The sequence below is a fragment of the Lignipirellula cremea genome (genome assembly GCF_056501455.1).
In genome coordinates, this window is sequence record NZ_CM151415.1 from 5,760,350 (window position 1) to 5,784,299 (window position 23,950).

Annotated in this window: 25 protein-coding genes, 1 tRNA gene and 1 pseudogene; 15 read left to right on the forward strand and 12 right to left on the reverse strand. The window is 64.5% G+C overall.

Annotated elements, in window-relative coordinates:
• Positions 1 to 97 precede the first annotated feature (97 nt).
• On the forward strand, positions 98 to 1,069 hold the full coding sequence (locus SH602x_RS22630; RefSeq protein ID WP_479474436.1) for a glycosylasparaginase: 972 nt from the start codon (positions 98 to 100) through the stop codon (positions 1,067 to 1,069).
• Between the two features lie 25 nt (positions 1,070 to 1,094).
• Here the strand turns inward: SH602x_RS22630 and SH602x_RS22635 are convergent, their stop codons facing one another.
• Positions 1,095 to 1,301, reverse strand: a complete 207-nt coding sequence (locus SH602x_RS22635) for a hypothetical protein (RefSeq protein ID WP_479470865.1) — start codon at positions 1,299 to 1,301, stop codon at positions 1,095 to 1,097.
• A gap of 173 nt (positions 1,302 to 1,474) precedes the next feature.
• Between SH602x_RS22635 and SH602x_RS22640 the strand changes: the two genes are divergently transcribed.
• On the forward strand, positions 1,475 to 2,161 hold the full coding sequence (locus SH602x_RS22640) for a class I SAM-dependent methyltransferase (protein ID WP_479474437.1): 687 nt from the start codon (positions 1,475 to 1,477) through the stop codon (positions 2,159 to 2,161).
• Here SH602x_RS22640 and SH602x_RS22645 read toward each other — a convergent pair.
• Positions 2,154 to 2,612: a DUF1877 family protein gene (locus SH602x_RS22645; protein WP_479474438.1), complete on the reverse strand. Its 459-nt coding sequence runs from the start codon at positions 2,610 to 2,612 to the stop codon at positions 2,154 to 2,156. The genes SH602x_RS22640 and SH602x_RS22645 overlap by 8 nt on opposite strands.
• Positions 2,613 to 2,790: 178 nt before the next feature.
• Between SH602x_RS22645 and SH602x_RS22650 the strand changes: the two genes are divergently transcribed.
• From SH602x_RS22650 to SH602x_RS22660, 3 genes are all read left to right on the forward strand, one after another.
• On the forward strand, positions 2,791 to 3,693 hold the full coding sequence (locus tag SH602x_RS22650) for a PfkB family carbohydrate kinase (protein WP_479470863.1): 903 nt from the start codon (positions 2,791 to 2,793) through the stop codon (positions 3,691 to 3,693).
• Between the two features lie 185 nt (positions 3,694 to 3,878).
• A complete protein-coding gene (gene thpR / locus SH602x_RS22655) occupies positions 3,879 to 4,451 on the forward strand; it encodes an RNA 2',3'-cyclic phosphodiesterase (RefSeq protein WP_479474439.1) in 573 nt (190 codons plus the stop codon).
• Positions 4,452 to 4,656: 205 nt separating this feature from the next.
• Entirely contained in the window at positions 4,657 to 5,811 is a 1,155-nt protein-coding gene (locus SH602x_RS22660; protein WP_479474440.1) for a type I restriction endonuclease, read from the forward strand.
• 160 nt (positions 5,812 to 5,971) lie between these two features.
• On the opposite strand, the gene SH602x_RS22665 is transcribed toward SH602x_RS22660, so the two are convergent.
• Positions 5,972 to 6,775 (reverse strand): DUF5692 family protein, encoded by an 804-nt coding sequence (locus SH602x_RS22665; RefSeq protein ID WP_479474441.1) that lies wholly within the window; start codon positions 6,773 to 6,775, stop codon positions 5,972 to 5,974.
• 268 nt (positions 6,776 to 7,043) lie between these two features.
• Here SH602x_RS22665 and SH602x_RS22670 point away from each other — a divergent pair, with 268 nt between their 5' ends.
• Positions 7,044 to 7,463, forward strand: coding sequence for a YkvA family protein (locus tag SH602x_RS22670; protein WP_479474442.1), 420 nt, complete (start codon positions 7,044 to 7,046; stop codon positions 7,461 to 7,463).
• 18 nt (positions 7,464 to 7,481) lie between these two features.
• Here the strand turns inward: SH602x_RS22670 and SH602x_RS22675 are convergent, their stop codons facing one another.
• The 5 genes from SH602x_RS22675 to SH602x_RS22695 form a co-directional block, all read right to left on the reverse strand.
• Positions 7,482 to 8,813: a DUF4832 domain-containing protein gene (locus tag SH602x_RS22675; protein ID WP_479474443.1), complete on the reverse strand. Its 1,332-nt coding sequence runs from the start codon at positions 8,811 to 8,813 to the stop codon at positions 7,482 to 7,484.
• 112 nt (positions 8,814 to 8,925) lie between these two features.
• Positions 8,926 to 9,519: an HAD family hydrolase gene (locus tag SH602x_RS22680; protein WP_479474444.1), complete on the reverse strand. Its 594-nt coding sequence runs from the start codon at positions 9,517 to 9,519 to the stop codon at positions 8,926 to 8,928.
• 285 nt (positions 9,520 to 9,804) lie between these two features.
• Positions 9,805 to 10,788, reverse strand: a complete 984-nt coding sequence (locus SH602x_RS22685; RefSeq protein ID WP_479474445.1) for an alpha/beta hydrolase family protein — start codon at positions 10,786 to 10,788, stop codon at positions 9,805 to 9,807.
• Between the two features lie 87 nt (positions 10,789 to 10,875).
• Positions 10,876 to 11,484, reverse strand: coding sequence for a hypothetical protein (locus SH602x_RS22690; RefSeq protein WP_479474446.1), 609 nt, complete (start codon positions 11,482 to 11,484; stop codon positions 10,876 to 10,878).
• A gap of 234 nt (positions 11,485 to 11,718) precedes the next feature.
• Positions 11,719 to 12,387 (reverse strand): HAD family hydrolase, encoded by a 669-nt coding sequence (locus SH602x_RS22695; protein ID WP_479474447.1) that lies wholly within the window; start codon positions 12,385 to 12,387, stop codon positions 11,719 to 11,721.
• Positions 12,388 to 12,541: 154 nt separating this feature from the next.
• On the opposite strand from SH602x_RS22695, the gene SH602x_RS22700 reads away from it, so the two are divergent.
• Positions 12,542 to 13,686 (forward strand): IS630 family transposase gene (locus SH602x_RS22700; protein WP_479472857.1). Its coding sequence is split into 2 segments (ribosomal slippage): positions 12,542 to 12,989 and positions 12,989 to 13,686, totalling 1,146 coding nucleotides; the frame shifts between segments, so codons are not numbered across the junction.
• 47 nt (positions 13,687 to 13,733) lie between these two features.
• Here SH602x_RS22700 and SH602x_RS22705 read toward each other — a convergent pair.
• A complete protein-coding gene (locus tag SH602x_RS22705; RefSeq protein WP_479477134.1) occupies positions 13,734 to 14,510 on the reverse strand; it encodes a GNAT family N-acetyltransferase in 777 nt (258 codons plus the stop codon).
• 159 nt (positions 14,511 to 14,669) lie between these two features.
• Positions 14,670 to 14,882 (reverse strand): annotated as a pseudogene (locus SH602x_RS22710) (GNAT family N-acetyltransferase); the annotation flags it as partial.
• Positions 14,883 to 15,494: 612 nt separating this feature from the next.
• Here SH602x_RS22710 and lysA point away from each other — a divergent pair.
• From lysA to SH602x_RS22750, 8 genes are all read left to right on the forward strand, one after another.
• On the forward strand, positions 15,495 to 16,775 hold the full coding sequence (lysA, locus tag SH602x_RS22715; RefSeq protein ID WP_479474448.1) for a diaminopimelate decarboxylase: 1,281 nt from the start codon (positions 15,495 to 15,497) through the stop codon (positions 16,773 to 16,775).
• Complete coding sequence (locus SH602x_RS22720; RefSeq protein WP_479474449.1) at positions 16,772 to 17,431, forward strand: redox-sensing transcriptional repressor Rex; 660 nt, start codon at positions 16,772 to 16,774, stop codon at positions 17,429 to 17,431. The genes lysA and SH602x_RS22720 overlap by 4 nt, the downstream gene beginning before the upstream one ends.
• A 65-nt stretch (positions 17,432 to 17,496) precedes the next feature.
• Positions 17,497 to 17,567: transfer RNA gene (locus SH602x_RS22725), tRNA-Gln, on the forward strand.
• A gap of 68 nt (positions 17,568 to 17,635) precedes the next feature.
• Complete coding sequence (locus tag SH602x_RS22730; protein WP_479474450.1) at positions 17,636 to 18,451, forward strand: DUF3800 domain-containing protein; 816 nt, start codon at positions 17,636 to 17,638, stop codon at positions 18,449 to 18,451.
• A 244-nt stretch (positions 18,452 to 18,695) separates the two neighbouring features.
• Positions 18,696 to 19,268 carry a hypothetical protein gene (locus tag SH602x_RS22735; protein WP_479474451.1) on the forward strand — a complete coding sequence of 191 codons (573 nt, stop codon included), beginning with the start codon at positions 18,696 to 18,698 and terminating at the stop codon, positions 19,266 to 19,268.
• 112 nt (positions 19,269 to 19,380) lie between these two features.
• Positions 19,381 to 19,884: a Holliday junction resolvase RuvX gene (ruvX, locus tag SH602x_RS22740; protein WP_479470835.1), complete on the forward strand. Its 504-nt coding sequence runs from the start codon at positions 19,381 to 19,383 to the stop codon at positions 19,882 to 19,884.
• 337 nt (positions 19,885 to 20,221) lie between these two features.
• Complete coding sequence (locus SH602x_RS22745; protein ID WP_479474452.1) at positions 20,222 to 21,169, forward strand: glycosyltransferase family 2 protein; 948 nt, start codon at positions 20,222 to 20,224, stop codon at positions 21,167 to 21,169.
• Positions 21,170 to 21,278: 109 nt separating this feature from the next.
• Positions 21,279 to 22,013 (forward strand): cephalosporin hydroxylase family protein, encoded by a 735-nt coding sequence (locus SH602x_RS22750; RefSeq protein WP_479474453.1) that lies wholly within the window; start codon positions 21,279 to 21,281, stop codon positions 22,011 to 22,013.
• Between the two features lie 29 nt (positions 22,014 to 22,042).
• On the opposite strand, the gene SH602x_RS22755 is transcribed toward SH602x_RS22750, so the two are convergent.
• Together SH602x_RS22755 and SH602x_RS22760 are read right to left on the reverse strand one after the other, a co-directional pair.
• On the reverse strand, positions 22,043 to 22,324 hold the full coding sequence (locus SH602x_RS22755; protein ID WP_479470832.1) for a DUF4404 family protein: 282 nt from the start codon (positions 22,322 to 22,324) through the stop codon (positions 22,043 to 22,045).
• Positions 22,325 to 22,439: 115 nt separating this feature from the next.
• The gene (locus SH602x_RS22760) at positions 22,440 to 23,921 is read right to left on the reverse strand and encodes a S1C family serine protease (protein ID WP_479474454.1); all 1,482 of its coding nucleotides are present in this window, start codon (positions 23,919 to 23,921) and stop codon (positions 22,440 to 22,442) included.
• Between the last annotated feature and the right edge of the window lie 29 nt (positions 23,922 to 23,950).

Below are 23,950 nucleotides of genomic sequence, written 5' to 3' on the forward strand. Positions count from 1 at the left end.
AGGGACGAACCCTCCGTGGTTTCGTCGCGACGGTAGCTTTCAGACACGGAGGGCTGACACCCTCCGCTCGCCTGACGAACATTCTGCGGAGCCCTGCATGCTCGCTGTCGGATCGCATAACGGACTGGCCGCCGTCGCTCGAACCCGGGAGGCGATGCTCGCGGGCAGCACGCCGCTCGACGCGGTCGTCGAAGGGGTGACGCTGGTCGAGGACGATCCGGCGGAACTGACCGTCGGCTACGGCGGTCTGCCCAACGAAGAGGGGATCGTCGAACTCGACGCCGCCGTCATGGACGGTCGCACCGGACGCGGAGGCGCCGTCGCGGGCCTTCGCGGCGTCCGCAATCCGGCGAAGGTCGCCCGGCTGGTGATGCAGCAGACGAAGCGCGTGCTGCTCGTCGGCGACGGGGCGCTGAAATTCGCCCTCGCGAACGGCTTTCGCGAAGAGGATCTGCTGACCGAGCGCGCGCGGGAGATCTGGCTCTACTGGAAACGCACGCGATCGTCCGTCGATGACTGGAAGGCGCCCGAGGGGCCGCTCACCCCGGTCGCCGAGTGGATCGAAAAGTACTTCTACGGCAAGCTCGGTCCCGAAGGCGCCGACCTCAAGGGAGGCACCGTCCACGTCGCCGCACGCTCGGGCGCGGGCGATCTGGCCTGCTGCACGAGCACGTCGGGTCACGCGTTCAAGATCCCGGGTCGCGTCGGCGATTCGCCCATCCTCGGCGCCGGCCTGTATGCCGATAACGCCGCGGGAACCTGCGGCAGCATCGGCCACGGCGAGGCGAACCTCGAAAACCTGTCTTCGTTTCTGGCCGTGGAACTGATGCGACAGGGTCGCACGCCCGTCGAAGCCGGTCTGGAGGTTCTCCGCCGGGTCGCCGACCGGACGCGCGACGAGGACCGCAACGAGCAGGGCCGCCCGCGGTTCAACCTGCAACTCTTCCTGATCGGTCGCGACGGCTCGCACGCCGGCGTCGCCATGAGCGGCCCCAAGCCCTACGCCGTCGCCGACGAGAACGGCGCGAGGCTGGAAGAGTGCGAGTATTTGTTCGATCGGGAAACATGAAGGCCATCGCGAGAGCACGCGACCTTCATTCCGGCCCTTTCGCAAGCCGCCGGTAGAGTTCGCGATTCTTTTCCAGCGTCTCCTTCATCGCTCGTTCGAACCTTGCTTTATCGCAATCGAGCGCCCGTTGAAGGATCGACATCGCGAACGCTTCGGGCTCGATGGACGTTTCTCGCGCCCGACGCTCGATCCACTCCGCCAGTTCGCCTTCCACGTGCACGACGATCGACATCTGCTCAGATCTCCGACTTTTGATGACCACGGTCGGGTCGTTCAGATTGTCCCGCCGCTTCGGATGCGAACATTAAGGTTCCTTAATGTCAGCGCTCGTCGCTCTTCATCCCGTCAGAACGCGGACTAACGTGGGGTTCGTCCCCCCTCGGCACGTCTCACCCTTCGGCCTCCATGGTTCTCCGCCTCGCTGACAATCGTCGGCCTGACAGTCTGGCGACGCAATTTCGCAACCGCCGGTTCGGGCTCTTTCTGGAACTTTGCGAGCGGCGCTTCGCGGGCCAGGCGACGGTCCGGCTGCTCGACGTCGGCGGGACGTTCGATTTCTGGATGCAGCGGCGGGACATGCTGCCCGGGAACTGGACGATCGACGTCTGCAACGTCGAGGAGCCGAAGGAGCGCGGGTTCGCGGGACTGGCCTTCTTTCGCGACGACGCGAGAACGCTGGCGAGCGTGTCGGACGGCGCCTACGACGCCGTCTTCTCCAACAGCGTGATCGAGCATGTCGGCGGACTCGACGACATGCGGGCCATGGCAGGCGCCGTGCGACGCGTCGCGAAGGCCTACTTCGTGCAGACGCCCTACCTGCACTTTCCGCTGGAACCGCACGCCCTGACGCCCGGCTATCAATACGCTCCGTTCGGCGTCCGCACGGTCATGCACCGTATGCTCCCGCTCGGCTGGTATCCCCGCGCCGGCAACTGGCAGCGGGCGCGGGAGATGGCGCACGACTCGCGGCTGGTCACGCGGTCGCAGATGCGGGATCTCTTCCCGGACGCGACGATCTGGCTCGAACGGAAGTTCGGACTCGTCAAGTCGATGGTCGCCTACGACGGCTTCGGCGATCGGGCGGTTACATGAAGTAGACGGCCAAGCCGTCTCCGCTGTTCGCGGCGTTCGTTACGAGGCGTCGAAGAGGTTCGTAGTACTGAACGATGTAGTCCCGATGAGCGTCGTCGGGATCGTCCCATATCTGGGGGTAAAGTTCGAGGCGAGCCATCTCGCGATTATCGAACCGAGACATGAGCCTTTCGCCGTCGATCGGCGTCAGCGCCTGTGCGATCTCTAGCGTCGTGCTAGGAACGAAAAATCGCACCTCCGGTTCGTCGCCCGCAAGGAAGTCGCCCGGCCCCAACAGAAAGCCTGCCGGCGCCGTCGTCGACTCCTTCGATCCGACAAGAAGCCAGTGGATCGCGTGCCACGCCTTGTCCAAGTCGACATATCGGGACTCGTCCAGGGAGTCGAAGTCCGCCGCAGTATCCGCGAAGGCGGGCATCTCCGAGCGCGACAGAGCATGGATATAGCAAACCATTCCCATTCCGACCTCCGACGCTCGATCGACGATTCGACTACGGACGTCATTTATAGCGAAGCCGGCAACGTGCCTGCCCTGCCTTCCTTGCGAGCGCTGCCGACAGAGCCATAATGGCCTCTTTCCGCGGCGGACCCTGCTGCGGCGTCCTCGTTAGAAGTTGCCGAAAGCTCGCCTGATGTCTCTGCTCGTCGTCGGTTCGATCGCCCTGGACTCCGTGGAAACGCCGACCGAATCGCGCGACGACGTGCTCGGCGGCTCGGCGGTCTATTTCTCCTACGCGGCGAGCTACTTCACGCCCGTCAGCCTGGTCGGCCCCGTCGGCGAGGACTGGCCCGAAGAGCACACGACCCTGCTGCAGGGGCGAAACATCGACACCGCAGGTCTGATGGCGGAAAAGGGAGGCAAGACCTTCCGCTGGAAGGGGAAGTACCTCTCGAACATGAACGACCGGGAGACGCTGGAGGTCCACCTCAACGTCCTGGGCACGTTTCAGCCGAAGCTGCCGGAAAGCTTCAAGCGCTGCGAGTACGTCTTCCTCGCCAACGGCTTCCCGCGCACGCAGATCGAAACGCTGGCCCAGATGCACGGGCCCAAGCTGGTCGTCGCGGACACGATGGATCTCTGGATCCAGACGCAGCATGACGACCTGCTGGAGCTGATGAAGCAGGTCGACGGCCTGGTCCTCAACGACAGCGAGGCCAAGCTCCTCTGCGACGAAGAGAACCTGGTCGCCGCGGGTCGCAAGGTCCTGGAAATGGGGCCGAAGTTCGTCGTGATCAAGAAGGGCGAACATGGCGCCATGTTCTTCTCCCAGGGAGAGACCTACGTCCTGCCCGCGTTCCCGACGGAGCGCGTCGTCGATCCGACCGGCGCGGGCGACAGCTTCGCCGGCGGGATGATGGGCTACCTCGCCTCGGTCCGTAAGGACGACCCGAAGACGCTCAAGCGGGCGCTCGCTTACGGAACCGTCGTCGCCAGCTACAACGTCGAGGACTTCAGCCTCGGCCGCATGCAGCAGATCGAACGGAGCGACCTCGACCTGCGGATGGAACAGTACGAGAAGATGCTCTCGTTCTGACGCCCGTCGACTATCGCTATCGCAACGGCCAGCGGGGGACGGCAGTCCCCCGAGTCCGTCGATCGAGCGCAGCGAAGATCGAGCGTTTTCCTGTCGACCTCGACTCCGCGACGTCGCGAACTTCCTCCGCGCAATAAGCACGGAGGGCTTATACCCTCCGCTCGCCTGTTCGGAACCACCGTTTCATGCAATCCCTCCGCATCTTCCTAGCGATCGACGTTTCCTCGGGCGTGAAAACCCGGGCCAACGATCTGATCGATCAGTGGAGCGAGTCGGGCGCGGCCGTGAACTGGATGGCGACCGAGCAGATGCACCTGACGCTCAACTTCCTGGGCGACGTGCCGGTTGAAGCGACGCCCGCCATCTGCCGCATCGCGAAGCAGGTCGCCGCCGCGCATCCCCCCTTCAGCCTGACGGTGAAGGGCGCCGGCGCGTTCCCCAATCTCGACTCGCCGCGGGTGGTCTGGCTGGGCGTCGAAGAGGGGAGCGACTGGCTCAAGATGCTGCAGCGGGATCTGGAACAGCAGCTCGGCGAGGAGGGCTTCGCGATCGAGAACCGCGCGTACTCGCCCCACCTGACGCTCGGTCGCGTCGTGAAGTCAGGCGGCTCGCTCGACGAACTGATCGCGTGGGTCCGCCGGACGGCGCATTACAACGCCGGCCCGACGCACGTCGACGAGATCCTCGTCATGTCGAGCGTTCAGGAACGCAGCGGCCCCCTCTACCACGTCGTCTGCCGGGCCCCGCTGGGGCAATAAGATTCGCAGCGTAGACATCGACGTATTTCTGAGCGGGGGGGTGTGAACCCCCCGAGTCGGACGCGGCGCCCTGCGATCGACGAATGCGCCTCGCGCGGAAATATCAGCCCACCACGATGTTGATGCTGGACATTCGGATATGGGCGTGGAGAATGCGGGCCATCGTTTTCCAGCCGCTTCTCGATCTGCGAAGGGAGTATTCGCGATGGACCTTATCGACCGCCTGCGAGAACTGGGGACGCGCGTCGAAACGGTGCGAGATCGCTGCCTGACGGAGCAAGGCACGAAAAACGCGCTCGTCATGCCGTTCCTCGTGGCGCTCGGCTACGACGTGTTCAATCCGATTGAGGTCGTACCGGAGTTCACGGCGGACGTAGCGACGAAGAAGGGCGAGAAGGTCGATTATGCGATCATGCGGGACGGCCAACCCATCTTGTTGATCGAGTGCAAAACGCTCGGGGACAAAGGACTCGATCCGAAGCATGCCTCGCAGCTCTACCGCTACTTCACGGTCACCAAAGCGAAGTTCGCTCTCCTGACCGACGGCGCGTTCTATCGATTCTTCACGGATCTGGAAGCGCAGAACCTGATGGACTCGCGTCCGTTTCTCGAGTTCGATATTCGAGAGCTCGACGAACGAACGGTCGACGAGATAAAGAAGTTCACGAAGGACAACTTCGACATCGACACGATCAAGAGCACGGCAAGCGTGCTCAAGTATGTGCGAGGCATTCAGCGAATCCTCGGCGAAGAATTCGTAAACCCTTCCGAAGAGTTCGTCCGCATCCTGGCGCAGCGAGTCTACGAAGGTCGATTCACCCAAAGCGTCCGCGACGAGTTCACGCCGATCGTCAGAAGGGCGTTCCAGGAGTTCGTCGGCGAGATGCTGAATCGTCGCCTGCAAACCGCGCTCGACAGTTCGACGACGACGTTCATTCGTCCGGCCAGCATCGAAACCCCGCCTGAGACTGCGGCGGAACCAGTAGCGGCGATCGTGACGACGCCGGAAGAGATCGAAGCGTTCTACGTCGTGAAGAGCATCATTCGCGACGTCGTCGATCCCGCTCGGGTCTTCATGCGCGATACGCAGTCTTACTGCAGCGTTCTGCTCGATGACAACAATCGCAAGCCGATCTGCAGGCTGTTCTTCAACTCCGCGCAAAAGTACGTAGGCTTGCTCGATGACGCGAAGCAGGTGACGCGATATCCGCTCGATACGCTGAACAGCCTTTACGGCTTCGCCGACCAGTTGCGATCGGCTGCCTCCCGATACGCCCGCGTTACAAACGCGGAACTCGATGCCCCGGGGCGCGATGCAGCGCCGTCAGTCGCGGAGGCCTCTCCAGACGTGACCGTTTAGTTGGAAGAGACCAAGCGTGTACGACTTCAGAGCGCAAAGCGGCGTCGCAACGCGCAACGGCCCGCTCTACTGCGTCGGCTCGGGTACAGTGTTGATTCGCTGGGTTGGACGGATCGCTATGACGCGGTCAGCCCATCACCACGACCCGAGACATCCTGCCTCAGGACCGCGAGAGGCGCGCGACGACTCGATCGGCCCGGCGGAAGAAGATGTAGCCTGCGTAGACGGCGATGATCGCCAGGCAGGCGCCCGCCACGAGGTTCTCTCCGTGCGGGGACGCCCAGTTCGAAGTCTCGGCGAACGGAATGATCACGCTCGGGAAGGTGGCGAGCGCCAGCAAGTCGGTCGCGAGGGTAAAGGTCCGCGACTGAAGCCAGCGACTCGGATCGTACAGTCCAATCGCTAACGCCGACGCCAGCACGGCCAGTTCGTGCCCGGCGATGGCGGGGAAGTTCAGGTAGACGAACGCCGCATTCCACAACGTGTATCCGGCGACCCAGGTTCGCGTCATTCCGACATACCGAAGATCGCGGAAGCGTCCTTCGGTATCGATCCGGATAGCCTTCATCGGGTGCGGGACGGAGACGATCAGCAAGATCCCGCTCAGGCCCAGAAGGTAGTGGGCAAGATGACCGCCGAAGGCGTCCTGAACGACCGCTTCCAGCATGTTGAGCGGCAGCATCAGGAACAGCGCACCCGACGCCCAGCGCGACTTGCCGAGGGGAGTGAAGCGGAGCGCGGTCAGACAGCTTGCGCCGACCTGCAGGCTGACGAGTTTCACCCACGGGAACGCGCCCGCATCGCCGTAGGCCCCTTCCTGGCTCAACCAGATCCAGTATGGAGCCAGGGCCAGCGGAAGCACGAGGAACGCGCCCCACGCCGCCCATCGATTCGCACGACGGAACAGTTCCTGAACCAGGAGGAGCAGCACGGCAAGAGCGACCAGCCTGACGACCAAGTCCAACCGAACTTCCTCCGCCTGCCTGTCCATATCAGACCGCCGCACCCCCTCGATCGGGTGGAACTACGTTATCCGGCTTAGCGACATTTGCGAAGGATCCCGTTCGTTCCCGGCTCTATTCCGCTAGGTTTTTTCCTAAGTCGACGAATAGAATCGTGAAACGTTCGCGAAGAACGCGAATCGAAAGGAAGTACGGATCGAAACGCTGCGGAGCCGTGCGCTGCGACGTAGATCCTCTTCCACGGCTTTCTTGCCTCGCACAGGACGCGCGATGATCGCCATTCCCCGTCTGGACGAGCGGTACGCCCGCCGATTTTCGCCGGAATCGTTCTTCGAGAAGTCGAAGCGCGTCGGCAAGGTCGTGGGACGCGAAACGCTGGAAAAGGCGTTCTCGCTCTACTACGCCATGCGGGACGCCGATACGCCCGCGTGGGCGAAGACGACCATCCTCGCGGCGCTCGGCTACTTCATCGTGCCGCTCGACGCGATCGTGGACGTGGTCCCCGGCGCCGGCTATGCCGACGATCTCGGCGTGCTGATCTTCGCCCTCGGAACCGTCGCGACGCACATCAAGCCGCTGCACGTCGAACAGGCGAAGAAGCGCATTGCCGCCTGGTTCGAAGGCGAGACCCAGACCAAGGCGCTGGCGAAGCCTTCGATCACCGGACCGAGCGAAGCCTCAGCGACGTAGTCCAAGCGACCCGTCCGTTTACGGGTCGATACGAAGCTCGGAAACCGTCGTCCAGCCGTTTACGACGGGCAGTTCGTTCGCGAAGCCGACGGCGGGCCGATCCTTCCAGGGATCGCGAATTCCGATCGCCAGTCGATACGTTCCCGGCGGAACGTCGAACGTGAGCGACGCCTTTTCTTCGAACGGCCCGGGAAGCCAACGCCGAAGGTCCCACTTCGTGCGGTGGATGCCGATCGCCTCGCCCGACGCGTCGAGCAGCGCCCACTCCACTGGCCACGGATAATAGAAGGGCGCGACGCCGAGGTTTTCGCCTGCGAGCGACAGCGACGCCGGTAGGCCCGCCTTCACGCTGGCGGCATGCTCGACCTTCCCGAGGCGGAACTCGTATCCCATGCTCCGCACCAGTTCTTCACTTCGCTGACGGAACGCATCCTCCTTTGCGCCGTCCAGCGCCGGGCAGTAGGGCCCGACCCAGGTGAAGTGCGCCCGCTCGAGCATGGTCGAGGTGACTGCGTAATCCGGCCCGAGCCACTGCGTCGCCTTTCCAGGAGCCATCTCGCCGCCGACGACCGCGACCTTCCAGTTCTCCGCGCGGTCGGCCTTCCGCAACTTCGCGAGGAAGCTCCACTCTTTGCCGTTATCGGTATCCTCCGGGAACATGTCGTCGTGGAAGCCGATCCACTCCTGACGGCCGGCATGTTCGCTCGGATAGCGCACCATGAGCGACTTGTTCGGGAACGCTGCCCGATAGGCGTCGATGACGCGACGTTCGGTCTCGGGCGACGCGTAGAGTTCGCTGCGCGGATAGGTATGCCACTCGCCCCAGAACCCGAGCAGGCCAAGCTGAATGAAGGCGACGCGCGGATTTCGGTCGTAGCGCTCGCCCAGCGCGGCGATCAGGCGCTCCATCCCGGCGACCATCTCCTGGTGATCGTAATCAGGCGACAATCCGCCGCCGTGGTCGTCGTACGGCGTCTCCGTCACGCCCGCCGCCCGCAGCCAATCTGGCAGGCCTGACGGTCGCTTGGGGTAATCGACGTAGACGCGAAAGATCACATGCCTGTCCTTCGCCGCGTCGCTCTCCCAGGCCTGCTCCCACTCCTCGAAGCGATAATCGCCCCGCGTCGGCTCCAGTTCGCGCCACGAGACGTACTGAAACGTCATCGAGTAGGGCTGGCGAATCTCGCCCGCGTCGGCGTAAGGGCACCAACCCTTCAGCGGGTTGTCCAGCGGCCCCGCCTTCGATGGCGGACGGACGACCACTTTCTCGTCCGACAGGGCGCCGAGCGGGAGAATCGCGATCGCCAGCAGGGCGATCCAGAGCAGGTTCAACGACGATCGAATCGGCATGGTCGTCTCGGCAAGCGAACGTCGGAGCCGACTCGTTCGACGGAGAGCGAGTCGGTCGTCGCGACGCGCCTCGATTCTAATCGCGTCGTTCGCCTCTTCGTGTCGGACTGCGTCAGATCGACGAGCTGCCCCACTCGGGCAACCGGACGTCGATGACCTGCATCCCGGCACGCCGGGCGGCCTCGAAGCCGAGGTCGGCGTCTTCGAAGACCAGGCACTTCTCCGGCGCCACGTTCATCCGCCGCGCAGCCTCGAGGAAGACGTCGGGGAACGGCTTGTGCCGCTCGGTATCTTCCTTGGTCACGATCGCGTCGAACCAGTCGGCCAGGCCGATGTGAGCGAGCTGCTCCTCGATCACCCAGCGGAAGCCTCCGCTCGCGACGGCGATCTTCCGCTTGCCCTTCTCCCGCCGGGCGATCTCGACCACCTTCTCCACGGGCAGAACGTGGACGAGCTGTCCGATGAACGCCTCTTCCTTCTGCTGGGAGACCTTGGCCGGATCGAGATCGACGCCATGCTCCGTTCCGAGCATCTCCGCGATCTTGTCGGTCGGCATGCCGCCGAGCGAGTAGAAACGCTCTTCGCTGAACGGAATGCTGTACCGGTCGAACGTCTCCCGCCAGGCCAGGTAGTGGGCCGGCATCGAGTCGGTCAGGGTCCCGTCGCAATCGAAGATCAGGCCCTCGATCGAATCGTCAAGCGTCATCGTCGGTCCGCTGGCGGAGAAACGGCCGGTTTAATCAGAAGGGCCGTCATTACGTTATACGCCAGTCGTCAACCGCTGTAAGGGCGGAGGGAGTCAGTCCGTGTGCCATGGCTGGCTTGCCCAGCCGTGCCCGATGCCGAACCGAGGCGTCGGTTTGAGTAGTTGGACGCGACGACGTCGGACTCGTTCGTCGTACTTCCTGTCGATCGCCCCGATTCGCGATTCCGCACGGCTGGACAAGCCAGCCATGGCACACGAGCCGGAAATCGCACGCTGCGGACGTTTTCACTTCCGCTGCCAGCGATCTTTTTCTTCCAGGACGCTCTTGGCCGCGTCGCCGTCGAGCCAGGCCCTGGCCTCCCCGTCTTCCTTCAGGTAGGCGTCCCAGAACGCGGTCGACAGGGCCAGGATCGACTTGTGGTGGTTGGGATTGCGATTCTGCATGTCGCCGGGAAGCGCCCGTTCGCTGAAGGCGGAATGCTCGGCGCCGTCGAGGACCAGTTCGTATTTGCTTCCCGCGGGCAACGCCGGATAGACCGCCATCCGGGATTCCGCCGTCTGACCGCCGATGGGAGAGACGTCGTTCGTCCCGGTCATCAGCAGCCAGGGCAGCTTCACGTCGCCGAACGCCGCCTCGGTTCCGCCCGCCCGGGGCGAACTGGGGCTGAACATAATGGCGGCGTCGATTCGCGATTCGGCGAACGGCGCCTGCCGGCCCATCTTCTGGCCGCTGACCGCCTGGGTCGTCACCGCGCCGAACGAGTGGCCGCACATGCCGACGTGCTGGAAGTCAAAGCGTTTCTCCAGTTCGTCCCCCTCCTTCATGTTCCGCCGCATCAGCTCGTCGAGAACCGCGGGCACGTCCTTCACGCGCAGCAGCAGATTATTCGCCCCCGCGGCGTCGCGCATCGCCTGCATCCGCTGACGCATCGGGACGTCCTTCCAGACCGATTCGTCGCTGCCCGGATGTTGCAGGAAGACGCAGACGTAGCCCCGCCCCGCCCAATGCTTGCCGAGATAGCCGTTGTTTTCCCGCGATCCGCCCAGGCCATGACTGAACAGGATCACCGGCGCCGGATCCTTCTTCGCCGGCAGCCAGACGCGGATCGGGATCTCCCGCGAACGGGTCGCATCCTCGATCGTCAGGTCGACGAACTTCGGAATCGTCTGGTCCGTGGGGAGGGCGAGAGGGTCGTAAGTCGCCGGCGAAGTAGAGGCAGGCGTGGTCTGGGCGAATGCCGCTACAGACCCTGCGACGCCGAAAAGCATCGCAATGCCAAAACGAAGAAGGATGACCATTTCTTCATACTCGCGTGCGTAGAAACTCGGAGTCGTAAACCAAGAACCCGCAGCGACTCAAATGGTTTCGGTCGAGAGAGTCGCCGAACTGTTCGCTGCTGCCTCCACTGCGGTCACGAGGCGACGACAGTAAAGCTCCGTCACCCGCTCGTATTCCGGAATGTTCTCGTCATCGATCCTAGCGTCGTTCCATGGTCGTCGCCCGGTAAACACCCATCCCAATTGCGCCGCACGAAGAATGTCAGTCGCAGCTTCCGGAGCCGATCCTGCGGGTACGACATTTTGAAGCGGCACCGAGAGGCGCTTTCCGTGCAGCGCGTCGAAAGTCTTGGCAAAGGTATCCGCGAACTCGTCCAGGCGGTTTCGTTCCGCGAACGAACGAATGCATTGGAGCGCCGTAGCGAACTCTTGAAACGCCGATTTAAGGCTGACGCGTACCGAAGGAACCGCAGGAACGTTCGCGATCAGTCCGAGTTCCACTGCGTAAACCGTTCCGCGTTCGCTCTCCCATCGCGGAAACCATAGATCGCTGGACCTGTCGCTCAGGTCGGCCTCGATACGCCATCGCCCGCCGTCGCTCGCGAACGATTCCACCACATTTTCATCGACTTCGGGATCGCCCGAAAATCGATGATGCAATCGCAGCGACACAACGCCGCGTTCCAAGATCCTCGAGTACCACTCTTCAGAATCGCGCGCGAACGCACGCGTCGGATGCGTACCGTCGGCGCTTCGCTTGCCGACGAGTACGAATCGCGTCCAGACGAACGGCGGCGGCGAGAGGGGAGCTACGAACGGCTCATGCAGATTCTTTCGGACTGCGGCGTTGCCGAAGCAGACAAGTTTCGCGAGGTACGCGATCTCTTCGCCCGATGCCTGCATATACCTTCTGCCGCGCGATCAGCGTCCGACCGCAAGTAGCTCGTAAATCCGCGGATCGCCCAAGCCTTCGGCGATGAATGCGGCGCCGGCGAAGTCGTGGTGATGGGAGTGCCGGCTCGGAACGGCGACGGCGCAGGCGCCTGCGCGGATCGCCGCCTTGCAGCCGTTATGGCTGTCTTCCAGAACCAGCATCCGCTCGGGGGCGACGCTGAACTTCTCCGCCGCGGTCAGATAGATCAGCGGCTCGGGCTTACCGTTCGCGATCTCGTCGGAGGTGAGCAGAAAGGCGAAGCGATGCTCGTACGCGAACCGTGAGAGCGTCCTCGTCGCATAGGCCCGATGCGAACTGGTGCAGATCGCCTTGGGCAGGCCCAGACTCTCCACGTGATCGAGCAGCGCCTCCGCGCCCGGCATCCGTTCGAGCCGTTCTTCCAGGATCCGGTCGAAGACGTCGTCCGATTCCTGCGCCAGCGTCGCCACGTCGCAGTCCAGGCCGCAGTCGTCGATCATGATCTGCAGCGCGACGGGCCCGGGCCGGCCCATCATGCGGTCCTTCAGCGCGGATGTGAACGTCTGCCCGCGGCGACGGAGCAGTTCCTCACCGACTTCGTCGTAGAGGATCTCCGTATTGAAGAGCGTCCCGTCGAGGTCGAACGCGACGGCCTCGATCGGAAGCGAATGCCACATAGCTGTCTTGCAGGGCAGGCGCCCCGCCTGCCAGGTACGCTCGCAGGCGGTAAGCGATTCGTAGTAGTCGACCTGGCTTTATTCGTCAGGCGGAGGTTAACCTGATTTCGCGGAGGGAGTCGAGGGATCGTTTTCGATTTTCGCGGAGGCAGGGATGCCGGCAACGAACGAAAAGCTGGAAGTTCGTCTGACGCCTGAGACCCGGGCGGAGCTCGCGGCGTTCGTCCGCAAAGGGGACTCGCCGGCGGCGAAAGTTCGCCGGACGAGGATCCTGCTCCTGTCCGATCGCGAGCACGTCGACGGTCGTCGCACCGACGGCACGATCGCCGAGATCGTGGGGCTCTCCGAGCGGCAGGTCTGCCGGATTCGGCAAGCCTTCGTCCGCGAAGGAAACGTCGCCGCGGCGATCGAACGGAAGGCCCGCTCGGCTCCCGGCGTCCAGCCGATCTTCGACGGTCGCTCCGAAGCGAAGCTCGTTCTGCTGGCCTGCTCGACGCCGCCCGGCGGACGCAAGGCCTGGACGATGCAGCTTCTGGCCGACGAGGCGATGCGGCTGTCGATCGTGACGAAGGTCTCCGAAGAGACGGTTCGCCAGACGCTCAAAAAAACAGGCTGCAGCCCTGGCGGACGCGGCGCTTCTGCATCCCGGAGAAGGATCTCGCCCGCTTCGTCGCCCGCATGGAGAAGCTGCTCGACGTCTACGCCGAATCGTTCGACGACGAGCACGTGCTGATCTGCATGGACGAGGCGGCCAAGCAGATCCTGGCCGACGTCGAGCCGTCGCTGCCGATGACGCCGGGCCAGCCCCGCCGCGAGGACCATCACTACGAGCGCCGCGGCGTGCGGTCGATCTTCTTGTTCTTCGATCCCGTCGGCGGCTGGCGTCGCGTCTCCGGTCGCGACGGTCGAACGCGAGTCGACTGGGCCGAAGAAGTCGCCGAGCTGCTCGAGCGGGACTATCCCCGGGCCGAACTCGTCACGCTGGTCTGCGACAACCTCAACACGCACGACGTCGCGAGCCTGTACCATGCCTTCGACGCCGAGCGGGCGCATCGCCTGGCCCAGCGCCTGCGGATCGTCTACACGCCCAAGAACGGCAGCTGGCTCAACATGGCCGAGTTCGAGCTTTCCGTCCTGACGCGGCAGTGCGTCGGGCGACGCTTCGAAAGCGCGGCCGAGATGGACGAAGCGATGGCCGTCTGGCAGCGCGAACGCAACCGCCTGCGTCAGGCTGCGACCTGGCGCTTCACGACGGACGACGCTCGCGTCAAACTCAAACATCTCTACCCCAACGCCTGACGAATAAGGCTTGGTCGACTACTACAGAAGACGCGTCCAGCGATGACTCAGTCGTTCGCGGCTTCGTCAGCGGGTTCGGTCGCCACGGCGACGGGTTCCCGTCCGCTGAACTTGCGGAGGGCGGGCCAGACGTTTTTGTAGCCGTAGAGCGCGGTCCGTCCAAGGGCGCCGCCGGGCGCGAACACGATCCGCCCCACGTCGTACGTCGTGCCGGGCCAGATGGCGAAGGCTTCGCTCCGCGGGCCCATGCCGTCGAGGTACTGCAGCTCCGGCCGCCGGCACATCTCCTCCAGCATCAGCCAGGTCCGCACCTGACCGGGCGAGTAGGCGGCGTAGGCCTCGTCGTAGCCGATCTTCAGCGAGTGGTAATGCCCCTTCGCGAGGAAGCCGTACTCGAACGCGATCGGCTTGCGATCGAGTTCCAGCGTCACCATGATCAGGTTGCCCGCCTTCGCGAGCAGCTTCGCCTGACGGTAATAGAACTCCATCATGCCGGGCGACTTGAGGACGCTCGTCCCTTCGCGACCTTTCCAGCCGCGGTCTTCGATCTCGATCCCTTCCAGCAGATCGCGACCGACTTCGTCCGGCGCCAGATTGGTTTCGATCCGCAGCCGGAGTGTCCCCATCTCGGTCAGTTGCCGCCAGCGTCGCGCGAGCGTCCGCAGACGCTTCTTCGAGATCCTCGCGTTGAATGAATCCCAGTCGGAACAGGTCGGCACCAGGCCGACGCGGTAGCTGAACTGGCGATGGCTGGGGACGCCCTGCTGTTCGAGCGCTTCCAGCAGCAGGCTCCACCGCGACGACAGGTACGGAATGCCCTGCATCCAGACGAGCGCGAAGCCCGACCCCAGAATCCCCTGCGCGATGGTCTGCGCAGCCAGTTCGGCGTCGGCGGTCGGATCGAGCAGGAAGTCTCCCGCGGGCGACCACTCGTTCCCCGGCAGCGTACCGTAGGCGATCCAGGGCGACTTGTCGGACGCGATCAGAGGCAACGCCGCGACGAAGCGCTCCCCCTGCTCGGCGACGTAGAACTCCAGCCGCCCCCGCGGCGCGAAACGGTCGATCCACTGCAGCAGCAGTTCGCTCTGCGCGATCGGCATCGTCGAATCGCTCGCCCGCCACAGACGATCCCACTTCGCCGCCGCTTCGCGGAGTTCGTTCGTCGAGCGCAGGACGCGGAGTTGATAAGTCATGCGAACGCGAAACGTGGGCGGGAGAGAACGCCGGCGATCTGACCGGGAGGAGGCTCGTGCGAAATCCTAGGTCCCAGCGAGCGACCCATCGGCGGAACTCTTCCTTGCGACGAGGCAGCGAATCGCCCGCAGAGTCGGCAGTTCCGTCACGACCGTCGAATTCGACCGATCTGCTTGCGAACGCTGTCGAGCGATCGGACAATGCTCGATCGTCTATTCGTTAGCAGCTCGTTGATTTTCTCGACGAACTGCGTTCGCCGCACGGACACGGCGCCGCGACGGCGAAAATCAACGGACTGTTGGAACGGAAGTCGACTGCGATGGCTCAGTTCCTCGACGACCACCGCACGGTCGTGGCGCACCGCGCAACCCGACTTACGTCGTACGCGGCTCGCCGGATCCGGCTGCATCAACTTCGTGCGAGTCCCGAATCGGCCGCAGGCTAGCGGAGCGGCAAGGAGTAACGAGTGCATCGAGAACAGCCTGAAGCCTAAATCCATGCTTTGACGATGCACGAGCGATTTCGCCGATTCTGACGCTGTCGGCTTGGGCCAGTTCGCGAAATACTGCTCAGCACGACTGATCCGATCGCCCCCTGACCTCAACCGAACCGCCATGAGCGCCACGATAGATTTTCCTCTGATTCGCACGTCAATCGCCGGCGTGCCGGTGGCGGAGCTGGCCGCGAAGTACGGCACGCCGACCTACGTCTATGACTTCGAGACGATCGAACGGGCGGTCAAGGATCTGGCGCCGTTCGACGTGATCCGCTTCGCCCAGAAGGCGAACTCCAACATCGCGGTGCTCGACTTCCTGCGCCAGCGGGGCGTGCTGGTCGACGCCGTCAGCGCGGGCGAAGTTCATCGCGCGGTTTCAGCCGGCTACGAACTGCACGGCGAACCGCACCCGGTCGTCTACACCGCCGACATCTTCGACCGGGCGAGCCTGGATCTGGTCGTCGAGAAGGGGCTGCACGTCAACTGCGGATCGGAGGAGATGATCCGTCAGCTCGGCGAGCGGTCGCCCGGAGCGAACGTAACGCTGCGGATCAATCCCGGCTTCGGACATGGCCACTCGCAGAAGACCAACACCGGCGGCGAGCAGTCGAAGCACGGCATCTGGCACGAGAACCTCGACGGGGCGCTGCAACTGGCCGATCGCTACGGCGTGACCGTGACCGGCCTGCACATGCACATCGGCTCCGGCGCCGATTTCGAGCACCTGTCGCAGGTCGGCCAGGCGCTGGAGACGATCGCCCGGAAGATCGGTCGGTCGATCACCACCATCAGCGCGGGAGGCGGCCTGCCGACGCGTTATCGCAGCTACGACACGCAGGTCGATATCGAGCGCTACTTCAAGATCTGGGACGAGACCCGCCGCCGTCTGCAGGAAGAGTTCGGCCACGCGATCACGCTCGAAATCGAACCGGGGCGCTACCTGGTCGCCGAGTGCGGTTACCTCATCGCGGAGATCCGCGCGATCAAGCAGATGGGGAAGAACCTCTTCTATCTGCTGGATGCGGGCTTCAACAGCCTCGCCCGACCGATCCTGTACGGCGCTTACCATCCGATGTCGATCAGCCCGGCGAAGGGCGACGCGAGCGAGCGGGAGACCGTGCCGGTCGTCGTCGGCGGACCCCTCTGCGAATCGGGCGACATCTTCACCCAGCAGGACGGCGGATTCGTCTGCTCCCGGGATCTGCCCGTCGCGGAGGTGGGCGATTTCCTGGTGATCGAGGCGGCAGGCGCCTACGGCTTCGTCATGGCGTCCAATTACAACTCCAAGCCACTGCCTGCGGAAGTCGCGATCTATCGCGGCTCGCACCAGACCGTCCGCGCCCGGCAGACGAACGAGGATCTGACCCGCGGCGAGCGCATCCCGAGTTGGAACGGATGAACGACGGACGGAGCGGCGATGCGGCTGCGCCGACCTCGAAGACGGTCATCTCCCGGCTGAGCCTGTACCTGCGGGAGTTGCAGCGCTTCGTCCGCGAAGGGAAGGATCGCACGAACTCCGCGGAACTCGCCCGGACGCTCGGGCTCTCTGACGCGCTCGTGCGGAGGGACCTGTCGACGCTGGGCCAACTGGGGAAGCCCGGCGTCGGCTATCGTTGCGACGATTCGGTCGCGAGGATCAAGTCGATCCTGGGCACGAACCGACCCTGGCGGGTCGCGCTTGTCGGCGTCGGCAATCTGGGACGCGCGCTGCTCGGTTATCGCGGGTTCGCCGAGCAGGGATTTCGCATCTCCATCGCCTTCGACGTCGCCTCCGATAAGGTGGGACGAACCATCGTCGGCGTCCCGGTGCGGCCCTGGACTGAACTGGAACAGGCCTTCGCCGAGGCGCCGATCGACCTGGCCCTGCTCGCCGTTCCGGCAGAAGCGGCCCCGGAAGCGGTCCGTCGGCTGGCCGCCGCGGGAGTTCGCGGCGCCCTGAACTTCGCGCCGGTTTCGGTGGTCCCTGTCCCTGGATTCCCGGTCGTAGGCGTAGACCTGGCGATTCAACTGGAGCAACTCGCCTTCGCGGTTGCCAACGATTCGCCGAAAGATTAGAACGCTGAATTCGCCGGAAACCGCTGGTTCCCGGCGTAGGGTGGAACGCCCGACGTTCCCGCCGCTGGCCCGTGGTGTAACGGTAGCACTAGGGATTTTGGCTCCCTCAGTTAAGGTTCGAATCCTTACGGGCCAACTCAAGCCGCCAATAGGACGATCGACGGACGCTTCGCCGCGCGAATCGGCGGAGACGGAAGCTTCGCGATGCTCCGCTATTACTGCGTAGACGAAGCGGGCGACCCGAATCTTTTCAATCGCCATAAAGCGACGATCGTCGGAACCGAAGGATGCACTCGCTACTTCATCCTCGGCCTGCTCGATATCGCCGACGAATCGCGACTCACGGACGAGTTGACGGACCTGCGGGCGAAACTGCTCGCCGATCCTTATTTGCGTGACGTCCCGTCGATGCGTCCGGAACGGCGAAAGACCGCCTGCCTGTTCCACGCCAAGGACGATTGCCCGGAAGTGCGGCGAGAGGTCTTTCGACTCCTCGTCGCCCATGAGGTCCGGTTCTTCGCCGTGGTCCGGGACAAGCTGAAGATCGTGGAGAAAGTGAAAGCCCGGAACTTCGAAAATCCCGGGTATCGCTATCACCCCAGCCAGCTTTACGAGCGATGCGTCAGTCGCCTGTTCAGGGACCGCCTGCATCAGGATGACGGGTACTCGATCTACTTCTCGCGTCGGGGCACCCGCGAACGAACCGAGGCCCTGGAGAGGGCGCTACAGCAAGCACGCCAGAATTTTCGGCTGCGGTTCGACGTCGAAGCGACCGCGCCGATCGAAGTGCGTGAACGCCCCTCGGCAGCGCTCGCCGGACTTCAGGCTGTCGATTACTTCCTATGGGCGCTGCAACGCGTCTACGAACGCGGAGAAGATCGCTACTGGCAATTCGTCGCCGAAAAAGCGAGCCTGGTTCACGACGTCGATGACGTGCGGAACAAGGCCTACGGCGAGTACTACACGCGTGCGAATCCGCTGATCGCCGCGAAACTGCTGAAAGAAAAGCCGGGGATATAGGGCCGCGAGGGCCACACGGCGTGAAGCCGAATTTCGTCCCCGGTCAGTACCGTAACTATAGATCGGAACTGCGGGAGGTTCAACCGAACGCCGTTTCCGCTCACGACGGCAAGCCGCCCCGATGCCGCCAAACTTCGCCTGATCGCTAAAGCCTGCCGCTCTGCGGGACGATCGGGTGTGACGGTCCGCCGATACGTCGGCGCTCGTTCGTTCGGGATCTGGCGGGGCTTGGGCAATGTCGGCTATGCAGGAAGATTCGCGGGTTGTCTCCGCGATCCGTCGGGACGTACGGTCGGGACGAATCGCGGTCGCGGCGATCGCGTGGACGTTCGCCTTCGGAGCGGCAGCCCCGCTGGGATGGTGCCAGTCGCCCGAGCGTCGCCCGCCCGAGATCATGGATGTCGCCCTCGGCCCGGACGGATCGCTCCAGGGCAAGACGTTGACGGGCCCGCAGAACGCCGTGCAGGCCTTCGAGCAGGTCGACATCACCTGGGAGGGCCGCGTCGTCGCCTCGGCGAAGTCCGACCGCGACGGGAACTTCGAGGTCCGCGGCCTGAAGGGGGGCGTCCACGTCGTCTCCGTCGGCGAACGACATCAGGTCTGCCGCTTCTGGACCGAAGAAACCGCTCCGCCCCATTCCGTTCGCGGCATCGCCTTCGTCGAAAATACCCAGGCCGTCGTGCGAGGCCAGAACGACAAGGGCATGTGGGGCTACGTGAAGAACAACCCTGGTCGCGTCGCGTTCGACGGCGTTCTGCTGGGGACGAGCGTCACCGCTCTGGTCGTCGCCCTCGACGCCAAGGACTCCAGCGACTGATCTAGCAGCTTGAAAGCGGATGGTCGCCGGTCGCCCCAGCGGGCGAGCGACAGTAGAGTGAACCTTCGGCGGGCGCGGTCCCGTCGGTTCCGTTCGCCTCGCTTTCGCACGCATGAAGCCCCTTCCGAGCCTGCTCCTGAGCGCCGACGGCTCGTTCCCGGAGCGCGGCATCCTGGCCGGCGTCGATTACGGCACGGTCCGGGTCGGACTCGCGCTCTGCGACGACCGCCAGTCGATGGCGTTCCCGCACGTCACGCTGCCCGCCAAGTCGAAGGACGAGCTTCGCCGGCAGCTCGAACGCCAGATCCGCCTGCAACGGATCGTCGGGTTCGTCGTGGGACTTCCGATCCATACGAACGGCGCCGAGAGCGAGAAATCCCGCGAAGCCCGCGCGTGGGGGAAATGGCTCTTCGACTGGAGCGCCCTGCCCGTCCGGTTCTTCGACGAACGCTATACGACCTCCCAGGCGGACGAGTACCTCGCCTTCGCGGGCCTGACGAAGAAGCGCCGAACCGAACGCCGGGACCAGCTCGCCGCGCAGATCCTGCTGACGTCCTACCTGGAGTCGAGCAGTCGCGACGTCGAACCCGGAGCGCTCGACGACGATCGGCGGTAAGACGAGGAACTTCGGCGAGCGTTGCCCGTTTGCGCCGGAAACACGGAGGGCTCACACCCTCCGCTCGCCTGGAACCATCGGAGCCGTGAGCTGGCCCGAAAGAAAAGTGTCGCCTTCTGAACCTGTCCGCGCGTATCGTTCATCTGGCGGGGAAAAGCGCCGGCCCAGGTGTCGCGGTCGAAATTCTAGATACTCGACCCTCGACTTGCCCACGACGACCGTTATCCCTATTGCGCCCCCTGCCAGCCGACGTCGGTCTTTTTTCGTACACGAGGATTCGGTATAGGCAGGGTCGCACTGCGAGAGAACGAAGCGCCAGGAAGCGAAGCGACGAGCCATGGCAGGCGACGGAGCCGGGAATCCGCAGCCGGAAGCGACGATCGGGCTCCCCGTCTACAACGGGGAGCGCCGGCTGCCGCATGCGCTGACCTCGCTGCTGGCTTTCACCGGTCCCTCCTACCGCATCGTCGTCGTCGACAACGCTTCGACCGACCGGACGCCGGAGATCGCTGCCGACTTCGCCCGCCGCGACGCTCGCGTGCGGTACGTCCGCAACGAGCGAAACATCGGCGCGCTGCCGAATTTCCTGCGGACGCTCGAACTGGCCGAAAGCCCGTTCTTCATGTGGGCGTCGGACGACGACGCCTGGCAGGCCAACTACCTCGCCGAACTTCATGCCGCGCTGACGGCGAATCCGAAGGCCGTCCTCGCGACCGCCGCCGCCATCCACTGGAGCGCCGAGGGCGCCTACGTCGGACGGATCGAAACCGCGGCTCCGGAAGGCTCCCGCGAGGTTCGCCTGAAAAGCCTCTTCCGTCAGAACGCCTCCTGCTGGATCTACGGGCTCTATCGCACCGAGTGGCTGCGCGGCGAAGCGGGACGCCTGGCCGAGTATCCGCTGTTCGGCGCCGACGTGATCTGGCTGGCCACTGCCCTGATGTCGCAGGAGGTCGTCGGATCGGATCGGACGGCCATCTTCAAGCGCCAGCGTCCGGGCGGCGCCTACTATCACGACGACGAGCAGGGCTTTCGCCTCTGGCGGGCATTCCTCGCCGCGGCAGCTCGCGAACTGCCGAAGCATGCCGCGACGCCCCGCATGGCCCGGCTCGCCCGGCGGGAAACGCTGGGCCTGGTCTATCGCTCCTACGTGCGGCGGAGCAACCCGCTCAAGGCGCTCGCCCGGCCTTTCGCGCTGGGCCGTCACTTCCTGAAGCAGCAGTTCGGGATGCCGATCCGGGAAGCGGATCTCTTCGCCCATCGAACCGACGCCGGCCTGCAAAGCTGACCCGTCGCCTCCTGCGGGCCGGTTCGCCCCGGTAAGCTTTACCCATCCAGCCGGTCGGCCCCCGCCCGCGGCTGCGGAATCGAACGACTCGACCGACTGAAGACGCCGCATGAAACCTGACGAATTCGACGCCCGGAACAAGACGATCATCGCCGCGATGGGGCGGGACGAAGAACTGCGCGCGGCGTCGCGGAAGTGGTTCGACCTCGCGTCGCAGCACGAGTACTCCTACCACTTCAAGTGGCTGGGCCTGCCGATCATTCAGTTCCCCCAGGACGTTCTCGCCGCTCAGGAGCTCATCTGGGACGTCAAGCCCGACCTGATCATCGAGACCGGCATCGCCCGCGGCGGCTCGCTGATCCTGTACGCGTCGCTGCTGCAACTGATCGGCGGCGAGGGTCGGGTCCTCGGGATCGACATCGACATTCGCGAGCACAACCGCCAGGCGATCGAATCCCACCCGATGGCGCATCGGATCGACATGATCCAGGGCTCGTCGATCGACGACGGCATCGCCGCCGAAGTTCGCCGCCGGGCGGAAGGCAAGAGCCGCGTGATGGTGATGCTCGACTCGAACCACACGCATGCGCACGTGCTGCGGGAGCTCGAGCTCTACGCCCCGCTGGTGACGAAGGGGAGCTACCTGATCGTCTTCGACACGGTGGTCGAGCTGATGCAGCCCGACGCGTTTCCTTATCGGCCCTGGTCAGTCGGCGACAACCCGATGACGGCGGTGCGGGAGTACCTGAAGACGACCGACCGCTTCGAGGTCGACCGGTCGATCGACGACAAGCTGCAACTGTCGGTCGTGCCCGAAGGCTGGCTCCGCTGCGTCCGGGACTGATCGACTGGCCTTTGCCGGACCCGCGTCCGTCAGATGCCCATCTGACCGAGGACGTCGATCAGGCGCCGCATAACGCCGGAGAAGGTGGGGTGCGCGGCCTCGAAGGCCAGTTCGGCGTCTTCGAGCTTTTCGAGGACCCCTTCGTCCTCGTCGCCCAGCGCGGGCTCGTCCCGCTCGACGATCCGCGACAGATCCTTCTTCGCATCCTCGGCCAGCGCCCGGGTGGTCGGATCGACGTCGAGCTCCGGAAGGAGCGTCTCCATTTCCTGGAGCAGCTCGCGCAAACGCTCGTGCGGGTTAGAAGTCGACATTCCGTTCCGTCGGGCTGCGGAGAGACGAAAAAAGCGAAGCCGCCGGATGACGACTTCGCCTGATTGTAATAGCCCCGGCTCGCGAGTGTACGCGACCGGCGGTTCGAGCGATGATCTAGCTCTTCGACAGGCCGTTCAATTCTTCGTTCAGCTTGTCGGCTTCGCGCTGCGTCGTCTTGATCGAGGAGTCGATGCTCGACAGCGCCTTCTCGGCGGCCTTCGCGCGACCCTTCGCCTCTTCGACCCGCTTCCGCGCCGCTTCGACCTCCGACCCGACCGGCGTTTCCGCCGCCTCGGCGTCGGAAACGGCTTTCTCCGCCTCGGCGAGCGCCTGCTTCGCTTCGTCGGACGCGGTCTCCCGCTTCGCCCGCTCCTCCTGCAGCACGGTCAGGTGCTCGTCGACGAGCTTGGTCAGACGCTCGATCTCCGCCTTCCGGAGTTCCGACGCCGCCGACGAGGAATTCTCGCCCGCCTTCATCGCGGCGAGCAGATCCTGAACCGCGACCGACGTCAGGGCGTAGCTCTCGACCCGTCCCGCGCGGCAGATGTTGATCCCGATGACCTTGCCGTCGAGATCGACGATCGGGCCGCCGCAATACTGCGGCTGAAGCACGGTGTCATGCTGCAGCACGCCGCTGAACCCGCCCCGGCGATCGCTGAGCCGACCGCCCAGGCTGTTCTGGAACTCCTTGCGGTCGTCGGGATCGACCTGGCTGGCGTGCTTCAGGACCGCGCCGAGGAGAATCGATTCGTCGCCTCGTTTGATCTTGAGCAGGATGCGATCGCCTGCGCGATGCTGCTTGACGTTCCGGCTCATTTCCTCGCGAGTCTTGACCGCTTCGCCGTTGACCGCCTGCACGACGTCGTTGACCAGGATGCCGGCTTCTTCAGCGCCCGAGTCGGGCAGCACGCGATTGATTCGCACCCCGGCGGCGTCTTCTTCCATGTACACGCCGATCACGGCGGTCGGCGCCGGAAGATCGCGGGGAGCGACGCTCACGACGCCCAGCGCGAGGGGGCGATCTTCCATGCTCGCGGTCGCCAGCCAGCTGCCGACCTCCGGCACCTGATCGGCCCACGGAACCGTCGGCAGATCGGAGGCCTCGATCTTGAGCATCGCGACGTCCGACGCGAGATCGGTCGCGACCACCCGGGCCGGATACTCGGCGCCGTCATGCAGCCGGCAGATGAGATCGCCCTTGAGCTCGCTCGCCTTGGTGACGATCAGCCCTTCCGAATCGACGATCGCTCCGAGCGAAAGCAGATCGTCGCCGCTGACGATGGCAGCCGTCGCCTTGCGAGCCTGCTGCATCGACGCCTTGAAGACGTCGCGGATCGCGTCGTTATTCTTCTGGAATTTGCCGTACCGCGGAGTCCCGAAGAGCCGCCCCATCCAGTCGTCGTCCGGCTTCCCGGCAGACTTCGCAGATGCGCCGTCGGCTTCCGCGGCGTCGGACGCTTCGGCGACGTCGTCCGCCTTCGCCTCGTTCTGGGCGCCGTCGTTCGCTTTCGGATCGCTCTTGGGCTGCGGATCGTCAGCGAGGACCGGAGTCGCCGCCAGCAGGAACGCTGCCGCTATCTGCCACCAGGCTTTCATAGTTCGCTCCGTCCTATCGCGTTTTCGGT